A 17,416-nucleotide genomic window follows, 5' to 3' on the forward strand; every position below is an offset into this window, starting at 1 on the left:
GGCCTGTTCAAGCTGTCTCACGGCTACAAATCGGTCTTTTTTTTTAGATCAATGTGGTAGCGATTCAAGACCACTTCGAGTAGTGTTTTGTTGACCAAGGCCTTGCTCTCAGCCTGGAAGAGGGCTGCTTTGAGGCGAGCGTTTTCACGCTTGAGTTCTGCGTACTCTGGATCTACGTCTTTGTTCTTGTTTGTCTTGCTCATAGTGCTTTGGTTGGGTAACTCTACACCAAAGGTACGCAACCAATTTCGAATGGTGCGTGTGGTGATGCCGTAGCGCTGGCTGGTGGTGGCGATGCTCTCGCCTGTGGCTAGGAGGTCATCGATGACTCTCCACTTGAAATCTAGGGGATATCCCTTTCGTCCTCGGTTACTTTTTTCTTGTTTCATTGTTGTTGGGGTTGGCTTCCCGACTGTGTACTATTTCAGGAGAGGACAGACGAAAAAAAAGAGGAGATGCCGATGAAGACATCTCCTCTCTTGTGGAATTTAGTGGGGAGGCGCGATGCTCCTCACTGAGTATGTTAGCCTTTAGGACACGGTCAACGAACCTTTACTGTCCAGTTAATTGGCTTTTATCGCTTAGGGAAGGTGGGCTGTGGATGAGCTTTTACCTCCTCAAGGAGTACGCGTACAGCAGCTTCTAGCTGGCTGTCGTGTCCGTCGAGGACGCGACTGTAGTCGAGCGGTACCTGCACATCGGGCTCGAGTTGCTTATTCTCGAGGAAGTCTCCTTGCTGGGTGCGATAACCTACGGCGGGGATGCCGAAGAAGAGTAGCGGGTTCTGCATCGTGACCCAGTTGACCGAGGTCATAGTGCCTGGTACTGGCATACCGACGACCTTGCCCATTCCGAGGGTTTGGTAGACCCAAGGAGATCCGTGCGCATTGGAGTAGTCAGCTTCGCAGACGAGCATGACTGAGGGCTTGGTCCAGCGCCTGCTAGGCATCGTGCAGTAGTTCTGTCCACGCACCTCTTGCTGTAGATAAGCCTTGCCACTGAAGAAGGTCTCAAGGTCTTCGTGCAGACGACCACCACCGTTGTAGCGGATGTCGATGATGATACCATCGCACTGGTAGTACTTGCCCATCACCTCGCTGTAGACGGTGCGGAACGCATCATCGCCCATGCTCGGGATGTGTACATAGCCGAGGCGACCATTCGAGAGACGCTGTACCTCAGCTTCGCGAGCCTTGACCCAGCGCTTGTAGAGTAGTCCCGAGAGTCGGCCAGATGAGATCGGACGGACAGCCTCGGTGATTTCCTTTTGCTCCTTATTACTATAGAAGGTGACAGCCGTGAGCGTGCCTGTAGCACCTGCGAGGAGGTTACGCCAGTCGGTGTGGTGGTCGATGCGTGTACCGTTGATCGCCACGATGCGGTCGCCAGGCTGTAACTTGGTCAGGTAGGTGTCAAAAGGACCGCCTGGCACAATCTCGTCAACGATAATCCCTTCGAGGGGTAGGGCATACCAATTATACAGCAGACCCAGATGAGCCGTAGGTGGCTCGCTAGAGCTTTGCCTATAGCCAGAGCCTGTGTGCGATACATTGAGCTCGCCAAGGATTTCGCTGAGCATCTCGGAGAAGTCCTCGCTCGTCGCAATGTGGGGCAAGAACTGGCGGTAGTGGTCGGTCAGACCCTTCCAGTCTACACCGTGCATGTCTGCTCGGTAGAAGCGTAGCCCCTCCTCGCGAACCATAAAGTCGTACATCGCCTCACGCTCGGCGTAGCTGTCTAGCTCGACACGAGCACGGTAGTTGACTGACTCAAACTTCTTAGAGGCAGGCGTAAAGCACTGTACTCGGCCAGAGGATACGACGAAGATCTTATCTCCCTTGGGTGTGGGGCGCATGTAGGCACTGCCCGAGAGTTCTAGCTGGCGGAGCATGGAGGTATTGCCCTTGCGCAGATCTGTATGCCATAGGTTGTAACCGCCCTCAAAGGCTGAGAGGTAATAGAGGTTCTTGCCATCGGCATCGACATAAGCGTCTGCTAGGTCACTCGAATTGGGCGTGAGCCGTACGATGCGGTCTTCGAGACCCTTGACCTCGACGATGATCGGCTTGGTCTCATCCTTTTTCTTCTTGGCATTCTCGGCAGGAACGGGATCGGAGCCGTACTGCAAGGTGTCTAGTCCCGCGCGGTCGTAGAGGTCGCGCTCCTCGGGTGTCATGTTAAACTTCTCGTACGCCTTGCGATTGAGGAAGACGAGGAAAGCGTCGCTCATAGAGCCCCACGAAGCGTGGTTGCGCATACCGTATCGGTCTGAGGTGAAGAGGATAGCATTGCCACCCATGACCCAGCCCGTGAGGTTGCTGAAGTAACCCGTGTTGGTTAGGTTGATCACCTCGCCACCAGTAGCTCGTACCAAGCCCACATCTCCAAAGGGTGCATGTCTATTGGGTGTATATTCGAAAGCTATCCAGCGACTGTCAGGACTCCACTCGAAGCTGATGTAGCCGTGCATCTCGGGTTGATCCTTGCCACTGGTGACCTGCGTGAGCTTTTTGCTTGCTATGTCATAAGTATAGATGCACTTGCGATCTCCGACGAAGGCAATCTGCTTGCCATCGGGTGAGTACTGGGGGAGGGCTTGCTCCATCTTGCACTCGGGCATGAGGGGCTCCTCCTTGATAATGGTTGCGGAGGCGAAGTCTAGCTCTTTGTCCGAAGCGATGGTCGCCTTGTAGAGGATATGCTTGCCGTCACGCCGTGAGTCATAGACGAGCGTCTTGCTGTCGGGACTCCAGGTGACACTCTCCTCGGCGCCAGAGCTCTGGGTGATGCGCTTCGTAGTGCCATGCTCGACAGAGGTGACGTAGACATCACCACGCATGATGAAGGCTAGCTGCTTGCCGTCACTGCTTGGCGTGAAGGAGCTACCACCACTGCTGGCTGTGCGACGGTACACTTTGTCCTTAGGTCCCTCGGAGCGCAGGGTGATCTGTACCTTCTGCGGGGAGCGTCCCTCGGTCATGGTGTAGAGGTCGCCATCATAGGCGAAGCAGAGCCGTCCAGAGCGTGAGATGCTGAGGAAGCGAACGGGGTGATTGCGGAAGCTGGTCACCTGCTGAGCGGTCTGCTCACCGATGCGCTGCTTCCAGACGTTGAGCGAATTGCTCTTGCCACGCTCGCTGAGGAAGTAGACGGTCTGGTCATCGGGCCCGAAGACGGGGGAGAGGTCTTCGCCTGGCTCTAGTGTGCAGGCGGTCGTGACTCCACTTTTGGGGTCTACTATATAAATGTCTCGTGTGACGGAGCTGGTGTGGTGCTTGCGCCACTTATTCTCAAAGCCCTTGATGTCCTGCGCTACGTAGCGGTCGCCACGATGGCTGAAGGTGACAGCCTCCAGTGGACGAGCGTTGTAGAGCATAGGCGTGCCACCATCGACAGGTATCATGTAGAGCTGTGAGAGGATGCCCGAAGGATTGAGCGCACTGGTGGCAGGCTGCTGGAGTGCCTCGGACATAATGATAAAACGACCGTCGGGTGTGTAGCACTCGACGGTATGGCTATTGCCCGAGTGGTGAGTGATGCGCTTGACATCTCCACCGAGGGCTGACATAGTATAGATGGAGCGGTGCCCATCACGATTGCTCATGAAAGCGATACGCTTGCCATCGGGACTCCATGTGGGGTGTGACTCGTACCCATCGGAGCCAGTCAGGAGACGCGCCTCGCCACCGATAGCGTCGACAATGTAGATGTCGCCTTGGTAGCAAAAGGCTATCTGATTACCATCTGGTGAGATCTGGGCATAGCGTAGCCAGCGGGGTGTCTCCTGCGCTACAGCCCCCACGAGCCAGGTGGCTGAGAGGGCTAGTAGGAGTAGGAGACGCTTGCAAAGGGAAGTGTTCCTCTTCATAAAACGGGTATTCTTAGGGGTATTTACTTAGACGAAAGAAGTTCGGTGGTGCGCTTGATGAACTCTTGTAGGGCAACGCCTCGTAGTTCACCAGCTGAGAGTAAAGCCAACTCAACGATGTGACGTATCATAGGCTGCTTCTCGGCATACTGGTCGAAGGAGCTTTGCATCTCGCCGTGTAGCTCTTCTTGCTGCTTGTGGAGAGCCTCCTTCTTATCTTGTAGCTCTTTCTTTTGCTCCTCGGTAGGCTCGGTCTGCTCCTTGGCCTCCTTATCTAGCTCTGTGACTTGCTCTTGGAGCGTGGCGAGCTGAGAGCGTAGGGTGGCGAGCTGTGGCTCAAGCTCTTTGCCCTCACCCTCTAGCAAGCTCTTGATGAGCGGGTGGTCAGCGTTGAGTACGAGCGAATAGCTGTCGGGGAGTGAGTTGTAGAAGGAAGCTCCAGGCTGATACTGCGACATCTCCTTCATACGGCGCATCCACTCCATACGGGTGATTACTGCCGGCTGAGCCTCCTGACCCATGTTGCGTAGGAAAACCTGATAGTTGACTTCGCCCGTCGGGAGTGCCTTGGCAAAGAGACTGCGCATGATCTCAGTCTCATGTGCGGAAGCGTCGGTCGTCGTGTCGTCACGCTGGATCAATTGGTCAACTGTGTCGCTGTCTACACGTACGAAGTGCGTGTTCTCCCACTTTTGCTCTAGATGATTGAGTAGGGGCGTGTCGAGCATGCCGTGCATGTGAAGTACGTTGTACCCCTTAGCTTCGGCAGCCTGAATGTAGCTGTACTGCGCTTCAGGATCGGTAGCGTAGAGGTAGACGAGCTTGCCGTCCTTGTCGGTCTGATTGCTCTTGACCAGCTCACGATACTCCTCAGGCGTGTAGAACTTCCCAGCGACGTCCTCCAGTAGGAGCAGCGACTTAAGCGCACGCTCCTCCATCTTCTCATCGGTGAGGATACCATAATGTATGAAGACGGAGAGATCGGGCCACTTAGCCTCGTAGGTGGGGCGGTCATTCTTCATGATCTCCTCCAGCTTGTCGGCTACCTTCTTGGTGATGTAGCTACTGATCTTCTTGACATTGCTGTCGGACTGTAGGTAAGAGCGCGACACATTGAGCGGGATGTCTGGCGAGTCGATCACACCGTGGAGCAAAGTCAAGTACATAGGCACGATGTTCTCCACTTCGTCAGTCACAAAGACCTGATTGCAGTAGAGCTTGATTTTGTTGCTCTGCAGATCCACCTTGTTGCTCACCTTGGGGAAGTAGAGTACGCCAGTCAAGGTGAAGGGGTAGTCCACATTAAGGTGTATCCAAAAGAGTGGCTCGTCAGCGCCTGGGTAGAGCTTGCGGTAGAACTCACGATAGTCCTCGTCCGTAAGGTCTTGTGGCTTGCGGAGCCAGAGCGGGTTGGTATCGTTGATCACATTGTCCTCATCGGTGTCCTGCATCTTGCCGTCCTTCCACTCTTGCTTCTTGCCAAAGATGATGGGGATCGGGAGGAAGCGACAATACTTCGTCAGTAGCTCCTCGATGCGTGCCTGCTCGAGGAACTCGCTGCTCTCTTCGTCCAGATGCATAATAATGTCGGTGCCACGCTCGGTACGGCTGCCCGTACTCATCTCGTAAGCGGGCGAACCGTCACAGCTCCAGTGGACAGGTTGCGCATCTGGCTGGTAGGAGAGAGTGTCTATCTCGACACGCTCGGAGACCATAAAGGCTGAGTAAAAGCCTAGTCCGAAGTGCCCGATGATATTACCTGAAGCATCTTTGTACTTCTCCAGAAAGTCCTCTGCTCCAGAGAAGGCTATCTGATTGATGTAGCGCTCCACCTCGTCGGCGGTCATGCCGATGCCGTAGTCTCGTACGGTGAGTGTGCGCGCCTCCTTATCTAGTAGGACCTCTACACGGAGATCCTCAGTGCTGCCCACCTCCGTGCCACGAGCTATCAGAGTGCGTAGCTTGGTCGTCGCATCAACTGCGTTGGATACGATCTCACGAAGGAATATATCATGCTCACTATAGAGAAACTTCTTGATGACGGGGAATATGTTTTCACTCGTAACCCCGATTTGTCCTTTATTACTATTCATAAGCTTGTATTGTTTGTCTAGTTTGATGGCTTATCGCTCACCACCCTTCTGACTCGTTGAGGTGAAAGAGGGTAGTGCGAAGCCTAGTGTTGCTTCATCGCTCTTTGCTTTCGACTCCTTTTGCGGCAGACGCTTGTCCACCTCCATGAGGAGTTCGCCCTCAGAGACACGCAGGCGCACCGTGTCGCCCACATTCGCCTCACCATCGAGGATGAGATCCGTCAGCTTGTCCTCGATCCAGTGACGCAAGGCACGTCTGAGCGGTCTAGCGCCGTACTCTAGGTCAAAGCCCACATCGGCGAGCTTGTCCTTTGCAGAGGGAGTGACCACGAGGTTGTAGCCCTGCTCGGTGATACGTGCCATGATAGGACGTAGCTCCACATCTACGATCTTGCGAATGTCCTCCTTCTCCAGGCTGGCGAAGTAGATCGTATCATCAAGACGGTTGAGGAACTCAGGGCTAAAGTGCTTCTTGAGTTGCTTGCTCAGCAAAGCCTCTTGCTCCGTCTGACTAAGCTGCACCTCCTGACGGAAGCCAACGCCAGCGCCAAAGTCCTTGAGCTGGCGCGTACCAATGTTGCTCGTCAGTATGATGACCGTATTCTTGAAGCTCACATGCGTTCCATCGGCAGCGGTGATAAAGCCATCGTCGAGGATCTGCAGGAGTATATTGTAAACGTCTGGGTGCGCCTTCTCCAGCTCGTCAAAGAGTACGACCGAGTAAGGCTTGCGTCTCACCTGCTCCGTGAGCTGTCCGCCCTCATCGTAGCCAACGTAGCCAGGGGCTGCACCCACGAGACGAGAGACGTTGAACGACTCCATATACTCACTCATATCAATACGTATGAGTGCGTCCTCATCGTCAAAGAGTAGCTCGGCAAGCTTCTTTGCTAGATAGGTCTTGCCGACACCCGTCGGTCCGAGGAAGAGGAAGCTTCCGATGGGTCGCTTGTCGCTACCCAAGCCGAGGCGGTTACGCTGTATCGCTTTGACCACCTTATTGATCGCATCGTCCTGACCGATCACTATATCCTTGAGCGTCTGGCGCATCTGGCGTAGCTTAGCGTGCTCCTCCTGACTAATGTTAGAGATAGGCACACCGCTCATCATGGAGACCGTCTTGGCGACCGCCTCCTCATCTACTGGTAGATAGGTGCCCGCCTCCTCGGCATGCGCCTTCTCTAGCTCCTCGTCCACCTCTTTCTGGACTAATTCTTCCTGCACTTTGAGCGTCATGGCAGTGTCGTAGTTGCTCTCGCGTACTGCTTTGTCACGAGACGCACGATAGGTACGTAGCTGCTGTCTGAGCGAAGCGACCTTGTCGCTCTCACCCAGCTTGCCCTTGAGGTGCATACTCGCTCCCACCTCGTCTAGGACGTCAATAGCCTTGTCGGGGAAGTAGCGATCGTAGATATATCTATTGGTCAGGCGCACCATAGCGATCAAAGCCTCGTCGCTGTAGTGTACGTGGTGAAACTCTTCATACCGTCCTCGTAGCTGACGCAATATCTCGAGCGTCTCCTCGGGCGTGTTTGGCTCGATCATCACCTTCTGAAAGCGACGCGCCAAGGCTCCATTCTTCTCAATGGTCCTGCGATACTCATCCAGTGTGGTCGCTCCGATCACCTGTATCGTACCACGCGCTAGGGCGGGCTTGAGCATATTGGAGGCATCCATACTGCCCTCTGTCGAGCCTGCACCCATCAGCGTGTGGATCTCGTCAAAGAGTAGGATCGTATTGCCCAGCATCTCAGCCTCCTTGAGCAGCGCCTTAAATCGCTCCTCAAAGTCTCCTCTGTAGCGTGTGCCAGCTAGCATCTGTGCCAAGTCTACGCTGTAAAGCACCTTGCCACGAAGCTTGTAGCTCACCTCATCGCGAGCTAAGAGCTGTGCCAAGCCCTCGGCAACGGCTGTCTTACCGACACCCGCCTCGCCAATCAGTACGGGATTGTTCTTCTGTCGGCGACAGAGGATGTGCGTGATACGCTCTAGCTCCTTAGCACGTCCGATCATGGGATCTAGCTTACCATCCTTAGCAAGCTGGTTAAGGTTGGTCGCAAAGGCATCTAGCGCAGGTGTCTTAGAGCGCTTGCTAGACTTCTTAGAAGCCTTTTCCTCTTTGCCACTCTCGCCCTCGGCAGATAGGTCAAAGGGATTGCTCCCTGAGTTTTGCGTTACCTTGCTCTGCTCGTGACGTATGATCGCCTTGATATGCTCTTGTATCTCTTCGGGTAGCTCCTCTAGAGGCACAGCACGCATAGAGTTTTTGTCGGGCTCGCCGTTGGGATTGTTTTGAGAGACGAAGACCTCTACTTGCTTTACAATGCCATTAGGCTCAAAGTCGCTAGCAGGCTCCTTCGCCTGGGTATCGTCTGATGCGGACAGGTCCGAAAAAGTTCTCTCAAAAGACTCTTGCCACGAGGCGATATTTAGCTCCTGGCGCATCTCCTCTGACAATGCGTCAGGCATCCCCATCATAGCTGTGGAGAGGATCGTCTGGAGCATCTGCTCCTCCGCCTCGGCACTGGCTATCGCCTGCACCTCTACAGAGGTCGCTTTAGCACTATGCTCTAGGCTATTCTGCACATAGCTAGCTAGGATATCTTCCTTAGCTGGACGAGAGGTTATGTATGGCCATGGATAAATGTCTGGTTGCCCCTCGTGTAGCATGTAGGCTACGATACGCGGTGCGTCAATCACGGGGAAGTCATCATGATTAGGGAAAATCTCCCACGCCCCCTCTAGTATGGACTTCAGCTGATCATGGTAGTAGCGTACAAGCTCTGCACTGGGCATCGTGTACTGACTCTGATCGATGATGCTCTGGATTTGCTTGTAGTACCCAGTCATCGTTGGCTCCTCACAGAGCGTGTATTGTAGTTGAGAGAGCGGTATATTCAGAGCATGCAAGATGAGGACACTTGGGAAGGTGTCTTTACTACGAGCTAAGTCGATAAAGAGTGGCTTAGAGAGATCTAATTGCTTCCCCGAACGTAGTCCGATAGCGCAAGCTCTAGCAAAAGCTCTGACCACTTGGTTACTTATTTGGTATGGCGTGAAGTTCATTCGTATATATTATCTCTTGAGAGTGAATTATGTAGTGCCTTGTACCGCTTAGACGGCTCTAGCACTGGGCAATACATGCAGAGGAATAGCACAGCTAGGCACCCTCGTGCAATAGTCTCACCGTGTAAAGGTACTCAAAAACTATACCACGGCAAGGGATACGACTTATCATCAGTCGTCTCTATGCCTTAGATAGACGAAATAGACAGACGATATGGAGGATAGGACAAATTGACCCAACGGTGGGTGTTGCAAAAGTCAACAGGCTTCAACGGTGTAGGCTGAGGTAGGGTAGTGCAAAAAGAGAGAGACCTACTGAAGCCTCATCTATGTAAGGTCATCCAATAGGTCTCTCTCGTAGTACGCAGGATGAGAGTCGAACTCACACACCATTGCTGGCACTACCCCCTCAAAGTAGCGTGTCTACCAATTCCACCACCTGCGCATACATTATATTATATAGTCTCCCTTACAGCAACTACTACGCTTGTAGCAACTCTAGGTGCCCAAGACAGGAATCGAACCTGCACAAACTTGCGTTTACTAGTACCTGAAACTAGCGCGTCTACCAGTTCCGCCACTTGGGCTTGTAGCAGTGACTACCTGTGTATGTACAAAAGACTCGCCATAATAGTAATGGGGAGTCTAAAAAATGCTGTAATCAGGAGATCGCTATCTCCTTAAGACTAAGAAACCTCTTACTCCGTCATGCTTACTGACCATCTTGTCTAGAAAGCTGTGACCTCGTATGAGGAATCAGAGCGGTGCGGACGGGACTCGAACCCGTGACCCCCTGCGTGACAGGCAGGTATTCTAACCAGCTGAACTACCGCACCTCGGTTGTTTTGCTCTGCAAAGGTACAAAAACTTATCAACACTGCAATAGCTAGAGGTGATTTTTTTTTGCGAAGCTCCGAATGAAACCCTTCAGATAGGCTCACCAGCCTATGATTTGAGGATGAAAGCAACGTTCCTTTGCTCCTTAGCGGTGACAAAGGTACGACAAATTTTGAAACTAACAACTGTTTCCTCGTCAATTTCTACTCTGTATGGCTCAAATGCGACAAGATGACGCTCCTATAGCGAGGCTTAGACACCTGTTGCATAGCTATTTGCGACATCTCTCAATCAGAAAAGAAACTTTTGAATTGGAGGAATGTCCGTCCCCGTCAAAACATGGATGCCGCACCCTTAGACACTACGGATGCCTTCCCTAGACACTCTCGTGCGTCCCCACATGGGCTTCTTCGTCTGATTCCTCCGACTCCCTCTAATCTCTAACCTCTAACTTCTAATCTCTAACCTCTAACTTCTAATCTCTAACCTCTAATCTCTAATCTCTAATCTCTACCTTCTAATCTCTTACTCGCTCCGATGCACTACGAGACCTTTCGATGATACCGACAGCACACCTCCGAGGAAATCGCAAATGCCTCGGTAGAAAATAGGAATCCTCCACCGAGCAATCAAAAAATTCATCGGAACTTCGAAATCTTTCTTCCGAAGTTTCATTTCATTCTTCCGAACTTTTATTTCGGCCCTCCGTGAAGAATTTTCGTTTCTTCGTGAGCTATTGGCGATTTCCTCGGTAGAGATTAGAATCACCCGAGAGGTGGAACGAGCCGTGCACCCCTATAGGTCAGCGTGTTGAACTAGCGTATCTGGAGATTTGCAAAATCTTGGGCTCTCTCAGGGTGAGGTGTAGTGGTCACTATTTAGTACCTTTGCACAGACTTAAGTTTTAATGGAGTGTGGTACCTCTAATTATATAGCACTGTTATGACCGATACACGATACATCTTTGTGACGGGAGGCGTGGTCTCCTCACTTGGTAAGGGCATTGTAGCCGCCAGTCTTGGCAAACTGCTTCAAGCTCGTGGATACAAGGTTACGATCCAGAAGTTTGACCCTTATATAAACATCGACCCAGGGACGCTCAATCCCTACGAGCATGGCGAGTGCTATGTGACAGAGGATGGTCACGAAGCGGATCTAGACTTGGGTCACTATGAGCGCTTCCTCAATATCCGCACCTCTCGGGAGAACAACATCACCACGGGACGTATCTATCAGAGCGTGATCAATAAGGAGCGCCACGGGGACTACCTCGGTAAGACGGTGCAGGTGATCCCGCATATCACGGATGAGATCAAGCGGAGCGTACGTCGTCTGGGCATGAAGCATCACTACGACTTTGTCATCACGGAGATAGGTGGTGTGGTCGGAGATATCGAGTCGCTGCCCTTCCTAGAGAGTGTACGTCAGCTCAAGTGGGAGCTCAAGAACCACTGCGTCTGTGTCCATCTGACTTATGTGCCCTTTATCGCAGCAGCTAAGGAGTACAAGACGAAGCCTACGCAGCACTCGGTGAAGCAGCTTCAGGAGGAGGGTATTCAGCCCGATATCTTAGTGCTTCGTACGGAGCATAAGCTGAGCAATGAGATACTAGATAAGGTGGCACTCTTCTGTAATGTCTCTAAGGAGAGTGTCTTCCAGAGTATTGATATGCCGTCGATCTATGAGATACCGCTACTCCTGCAGGAGCAGGGACTGGATCGACAGGTGATCCAGCAAGCTGGTCTAGAGGTGGGCGAGACGCCTAAGCTAGAGGATTGGCGCGACTTCGTTCATCGGATGAAGTCGGCTACCAAGGAGCTACACATCGCACTCGTGGGTAAGTATGTAGAGCTACAGGATGCCTACAAGTCTATCGACGAGGCACTGCTCCAGAGCTGTGTATACCATGACCGTAAGCTCAAGCTAACCTCGATACATAGCGAGAGTATCACCAAGGACAATGTGGAGAAGCTCCTGAGTGGTTACGATGGGGTAGTGGTGGCTCCTGGCTTTGGCTCTAGAGGCGTAGAGGGTAAGTTGATTGCTCTGGAGTATACCCGTACGCATCAGATCCCGACGCTCGGCATTTGCCTAGGTATGCAGTGTATGGCTATTGAGTTTGCGCAAAATGTGCTGGGTCTAGAGGATTGTAACACGACCGAGATCAAGCCTACAGCGACTAATAAGATTATTGACCTGATGGACGAGCAGAAGGCGGTCTCAGACCTGGGTGCCTCCATGCGACTAGGTGCTTATGAATGCGAACTGAAGGAGGGCTCTAAGCTGGCAGAAGCTTATGGCAAGCTCTTGATCTCAGAGAGACATAGACACCGCTATGAGTTCAACAGTCAGTACCGTACCGCCTTTGAAGAGGCTGGCTTTAAGTGCGTAGGCACCAATCCCGAGACGGGTCTCGTCGAGGCACTCGAGCTAGAGGGACATCCTTGGTACATCGGTGTGCAGTACCACCCCGAGTACAGCAGCACGGTCTTGCAGCCTAGCCCGATCTTTATGGCCTTTATCTCAGCAATTAGCAATCGATAGGGGCGCACATCTCGAGCAGTTTCTTTTATACACGACATACTCTATACTTTAGATGAATAAATCAAACCTCATAGGTATCGTTTTGATTGGTGTGGTCATCGTTGTCTACTCAGTCTTCCTACTTCCTAAGCAGAAGCCTGCATCCACGCCTACACCTGCGACTGATACCACTCAGGTCGCAACGAATGCCGCTACAGCCCCTGCAGAGGAGGGTCAAACGACTTCAGATGCAGCAAAGCCTGCTCCTGTAGACTCGCTCTACGCTTTTAGCCAGTTGATGGCTCAGTCTGCTAAGGAGTACACGATGTCCAATGATAAGCTTAGCGTTACCTTTACCACACAGGGGGCTATGCCAGTATCGGCTGAGCTAGCGGACTACAAGAGTTACGATAGTACGCAGGTGCGACTCTTTGCTCCTGGGGACTTTGTGCTCAATCTGCCTATACGGACGAATCAAAACCAAATCCTAGAGACGAAAGATCTGATCTGGCAGGCAAGCCAGCCCAACGACTCAACGCTCCAGATGACGCTCCCGATAGACTCGTCAAGCTACCTCCGCATCATCTACACGATGCCTCACGAGGGGTATATGCTCGGTATGGCTATTGAGGCGCAAGGCTTAGGATCGCTCCTACATAGTAACAATGCGATGCAAGACCTAGAGATGAGCCTGCGCATACCGCGTCAGGAGCTCTCCTGGAAGTTTGAGAATCAGTACTCTACTATATATTATAAGTATCCGGGCGATGATGTAGAGAAGCTCAAGGAGACCAAAATGACGCAGGAGAAGGATGTCCGTGAGAAGATCCAGTGGGTGGCGATGAAGGATAAGTTCTTTAGCACCGTCCTCATCGGTCTAGGAGATACGCGCCTAGAGGAGAACAAGATGTCCTTCACGACTGAGCCTAAGGAGACAAACTATATCAAGGACTGCAAGTATCAAGGGGCTTTCGCAATGGATATACGTGATGGGCGCAAGGCGAACTTTGCACTCTTCATGGGACCTCTAGACTACAACATGCTCAAGAGCATAGACGCTGGCGTGGACAAGGCGCAGCGACTAGACCTCAAGCGGATGATCTATGTGGGTGGCTCGCTCTTTAGATGGATCAATGTCACTCTGATTCGTCCGCTGATAAACTTCCTCCAGGGCTTTATCTCTAACTGGGGTATCATCATCCTCTTGCTGACGATCATTATCAAGCTGGTGCTCTCACCGCTAACCTTCAAGAGCTATCTGTCGCAAGCTAAGATGCGTGTCTTAAAGCCACAGGTAGAGGCGATCAATGCTAAGTATGCGGGCGATGATCAGCAGATGATGATGAAGCGTAGCCAAGCGACGATGCAACTATACCGCAATGCGGGAGCTAGCCCGATGAGTGGCTGCTTGCCGATGTTGCTGCAGATGCCTTTCTTGATAGCGCTCTATATGTTCTTCCCGACGGCTATAGACCTTCGTGGGGAGAGCTTCCTCTGGGTCAAGGACCTCTCGACCTACGACCCAATCATTTCGTGGAGCACGGACATACCTTTCATCACGGGACTACTGGGTGGTAACCATATCAGTCTCTTCTGCTTGCTATGGGCTGTTACCAATATCATTTACTCTCGCTATACGATGAGTATGTCAGGCGGAGCTAGTGGTTCGCAGATGAAGATGATGCGCTTTATGCCTTACATGATGACGATCATGTTCTTCATCTTCTTCAATAGCAATGCGGCTGGTCTGACCTACTACTACTTTATCTCTACGCTGATCACGATCCTGCAGTTCCTCGCTAGCCGACTACTGATCAATGAGGATAAGGTGCTGGCACGTCTTCAGGAGAACCAGAAGAAGCCCAAGAAGAAGAAAGGCTTTATGGCGCGTCTCGAGCAGATGCAGAAGGAGCAAGAGAAGCTCATGCGTGAGCAAAACAAGAAGCGTCGCTAACTAAGATATAACCCTCGGCGAATCAATGGAACCTCTCAAGCACGAGTGCGGGATAGCACTCATACGACTACGCAAACCTCTAGAGTACTACGCAGAGCACTACGGTACGACCCTCTACGGGCTGAACAAGCTCTACCTCCTTATGGAGAAGCAGCACAACCGTGGGCAGGATGGCGCTGGACTGGCTGTGGTTAAGACACAAGCCCCTCCAGGTGACGAGTATATCTATCGAGAGAGAGCTCTCGGTAGTAACGCTATTACGGAGATATTCAAGAAGGTACATGAGACCATAGCCAAGGCACACGATGGTACGACGCCTACCGTAGAGGAAGCGACGCAAGCTGAGCGCTATACGCCTTTCCTAGGCGATTGCTACATGGGCCATCTACGCTACAGCACGACAGACTTGGCGGGCTTGACATTCGTACATCCGATGATACGCCGTAGCAACTGGAGAGCGAAGTCTCTGGCGGTGTGTGGTAACTTTAACCTGACCAATGTGTCGGGCATCTTTGACGAAATCACCGCCATCGGGCAGCATCCTCGTACCTCTAGCGACACACATATTATATTAGACCAAGTAGGTCACCGTCTAGACCGAGAGGTGGAGCGTCTCTACAAGATCGCTCACGAGGAGCAAGGGCTAGAGGGGATGGATATAACGCACTTCATCGAGGATCATCTGGATCTGACCAATGTACTCCGTCGTACCAGTCCTATCTGGGATGGAGGCTTTGTGATGTGCGGTATGACGGGATCGGGAGATTCTTTCGTCCTGAGAGATCGTAATGGCATCCGCCCCGCATTCTACTACATTGATGACGAGATCATCGTCGTTGCTAGTGAGCGTCCCGTGATTCAGACGGTGATGAATGTGACCTACGACAAGGTCCTCGAGCTAAACCCTGGCGAGGCGCTTACCATAGACAACAAAGCTAATCCGAGTATCACGCAGATCCTGGAGCCTGGCGAGTTGAAAGCTTGCTCCTTCGAGCGTATCTACTTCTCTCGTGGTAGTGATCGAGACATCTATCGTGAGCGTAAGATGCTGGGACAGCTCCTCACGCCAGCTATCCTCAGAGAGATAGACGGAGACTTGACCCACTCGGTCTTCTCCTTTATCCCAAACACCGCCGAGGTCGCTTACTTCGGTATGCTGGAGGGACTAAACCTCGAACTTAACAAGCGCAAGGCGGAGCAGATCGAGCAAGCGTTGGGAGCTCCCGACTTTGACGAGCAACTAAAGCATATTCTCTCGCAGCGCATACGTAGTGAGAAGGTCGCCATCAAGGATATCAAGCTACGCACCTTCATCTCCGAAGGCAATACGCGCAACGATCTAGCGACGCACGTCTACGACGTCACCTACGGCTCCATCGAGCGTGGCGTGGACAATCTCGTGGTCATCGACGATAGTATCGTACGAGGCACGACGATACGCCAGAGCATCCTCACGATCCTAGATCGCTTAGGGCCGCGCAAGATAGTCTTCGTCTCCAGTGCTCCACAGATCCGCTATCCCGACTACTACGGCATAGATATGCGTCACGTGGACGAGTTCATAGCCTTTAGAGCTATGATCGCACTTCTTCAGGAGCGTGGCCAGCAGCGTATGCTTGACGAGGCATACCGTGAGGCAATGGCTCTCAGAGAGCACCCGCTCACGGAGTACGTCCCCAACGTGATCAAGACCCTTTACGCTCCCTTTACCGAAGAGGAGATCTCAGCTAAGATTGCTGAGCTCGTCAAGTCTGACGGGATCAAGGCAGAGGTTAGCATTGTCTACCAAACAGTAGAGGCTCTACACGAAGCTATTCCTCATCATCCAGGCGACTGGTACTTTACGGGCGACTATCCTACGCCTGGCGGGTCCCATCTCGTCAACGATGCTTTCATCGTTTACTACGAGCAGCAGTACAATCGCAAATAGACATAGACGCTCTTTTCACCCAATAATCATGCAAACATCCACACAGCGCAAAGCTACGCTCACGCTACAAGACGGATCTACCTACACGGGCTGGCACTTCGGTGCGACTAGACAGTTGGCCGGTGAGGTAGTCTTTAATACAGCCATGAATGGTTACACCGAGTCGCTCACCGACCCCAGCTATATGGGGCAGATCTTGGTGATGACCTATCCGATGGTGGGCAACTACGGTGTCCCCGCTGCTACCCGAGATGAGTACGACATCCCCAGATACTACGAGAGTGACGGCTGTCTCATGCGTGCTCTGATAGTCAATAGCTACTCGCCAGAGTACTCACACTGGAATGCGGAGCAGTCCTTAGGAGACTTCATGGCAGAGCAGGGCGTTGTGGGGATTACAGGCATCGATACACGAGCTCTGACGAAGCATCTGCGTGACCACGGTATCCAGGTCGGCACGATAACCATCGAGGGCGAGACCTCTCCCATAGAGCCCGCCATCGGGGACCAAAACTTAGTCGCTCAAGCCTCTTGCCACGAGCCTCGCATCTACGGTTCGGGCGACTGTCATATAGCTTTGATCGACTGTGGACTCAAGGACAACATCCTGCGCTCGCTCATTGACGAGCGCTTCACGCTCCACCGTGTCCCTTGGGACTATCCTTTGGAGCAGATAGAGGGACTGCGAGGCGTCTTCATCAGTAATGGCCCTGGCTCCCCAACTTGCTGCAAGGAGACGATCAGACAGATACAGTATGCCTTCGAGCGTCAGCTCCCCACTTACGGCATCTGCATGGGCAATCAATTGATGGCGCTTGCCTCTGGTGCCAAGATCTATAAGATGAAGTACGGCAATCACGGACACAACCAACCTGTCCGACGGGTTAATTCGACTCAGTGCCTCATTACTAGCCAGAACCATAGCTACGCTGTCAATTCAGCGACACTCCCTCAGGGATGGGAAGAGTGGTACACCAACCTCAACGATGGCACTAATGAGGGGTTAATGCACACCGACCTTCCATTTCGCTCGGTACAGTTCCACCCAGAGGCAAAGGGCGGTCCGCTAGATGCGCTCAACTTCTTCTCAGACTTCCAGGACACCGTCCTGAACTACCCACAATTGTCGAAATAACCCATCAAGC

Annotated in this window: 8 protein-coding genes and 3 tRNA genes; 4 read left to right on the plus strand and 7 right to left on the minus strand. The window is 52.5% G+C overall.

The genetic code is table 11. The features are described 5' to 3' along the window. Positions 1 to 23: 23 nt before the first annotated feature. The 7 genes from PORUE0001_RS06725 to PORUE0001_RS06755 all read right to left on the minus strand — a co-directional run bounded on the left by PORUE0001_RS06725 (position 24) and on the right by PORUE0001_RS06755 (position 9,863). Positions 24 to 389 (minus strand): transposase, encoded by a 366-nt coding sequence (locus tag PORUE0001_RS06725; protein WP_007364921.1) that lies wholly within the window; start codon positions 387 to 389, stop codon positions 24 to 26. A 185-nt stretch (positions 390 to 574) separates the two neighbouring features. Continuing rightward, positions 575 to 3,868, minus strand: coding sequence for a S41 family peptidase (locus PORUE0001_RS06730; RefSeq protein ID WP_007365717.1), 3,294 nt, complete (start codon positions 3,866 to 3,868; stop codon positions 575 to 577). Between the two features lie 23 nt (positions 3,869 to 3,891). Then, positions 3,892 to 5,961, minus strand: a complete 2,070-nt coding sequence (htpG, locus tag PORUE0001_RS06735) for a molecular chaperone HtpG (RefSeq protein WP_007365706.1) — start codon at positions 5,959 to 5,961, stop codon at positions 3,892 to 3,894. Positions 5,962 to 5,991: 30 nt separating this feature from the next. Beyond that, entirely contained in the window at positions 5,992 to 9,027 is a 3,036-nt protein-coding gene (locus PORUE0001_RS06740) for an ATP-dependent Clp protease ATP-binding subunit (protein ID WP_007365710.1), read from the minus strand. Positions 9,028 to 9,388: 361 nt separating this feature from the next. Next, positions 9,389 to 9,472: transfer RNA gene (locus tag PORUE0001_RS06745), tRNA-Leu, on the minus strand. 58 nt (positions 9,473 to 9,530) lie between these two features. After that, a tRNA-Leu gene (locus PORUE0001_RS06750) sits at positions 9,531 to 9,614 on the minus strand. Between the two features lie 175 nt (positions 9,615 to 9,789). Next, positions 9,790 to 9,863: transfer RNA gene (locus PORUE0001_RS06755), tRNA-Asp, on the minus strand. 943 nt (positions 9,864 to 10,806) lie between these two features. Between PORUE0001_RS06755 and PORUE0001_RS06760 the strand changes: the two genes are divergently transcribed. Genes PORUE0001_RS06760 through carA form a run of 4 tightly spaced genes read left to right on the plus strand, consistent with a single transcriptional unit; the run spans position 10,807 to position 17,406 of the window. Beyond that, positions 10,807 to 12,408 carry a CTP synthase gene (locus PORUE0001_RS06760; RefSeq protein WP_007365714.1) on the plus strand — a complete coding sequence of 534 codons (1,602 nt, stop codon included), beginning with the start codon at positions 10,807 to 10,809 and terminating at the stop codon, positions 12,406 to 12,408. 52 nt (positions 12,409 to 12,460) lie between these two features. Then, positions 12,461 to 14,341 carry a membrane protein insertase YidC gene (yidC, locus tag PORUE0001_RS06765; protein WP_007365709.1) on the plus strand — a complete coding sequence of 627 codons (1,881 nt, stop codon included), beginning with the start codon at positions 12,461 to 12,463 and terminating at the stop codon, positions 14,339 to 14,341. 25 nt (positions 14,342 to 14,366) lie between these two features. After that, the gene (locus tag PORUE0001_RS06770) at positions 14,367 to 16,271 is read left to right on the plus strand and encodes an amidophosphoribosyltransferase (protein ID WP_007365718.1); all 1,905 of its coding nucleotides are present in this window, start codon (positions 14,367 to 14,369) and stop codon (positions 16,269 to 16,271) included. Positions 16,272 to 16,299: 28 nt separating this feature from the next. After that, entirely contained in the window at positions 16,300 to 17,406 is a 1,107-nt protein-coding gene (gene carA, locus PORUE0001_RS06775; protein WP_007365696.1) for a glutamine-hydrolyzing carbamoyl-phosphate synthase small subunit, read from the plus strand. Positions 17,407 to 17,416 lie beyond the last annotated feature (10 nt).

The sequence above is a fragment of the Porphyromonas uenonis 60-3 genome, assembly GCF_000174775.1.
In the GTDB taxonomy this organism is placed as follows: Bacteria; Bacteroidota; Bacteroidia; order Bacteroidales; family Porphyromonadaceae; genus Porphyromonas; species Porphyromonas uenonis_A.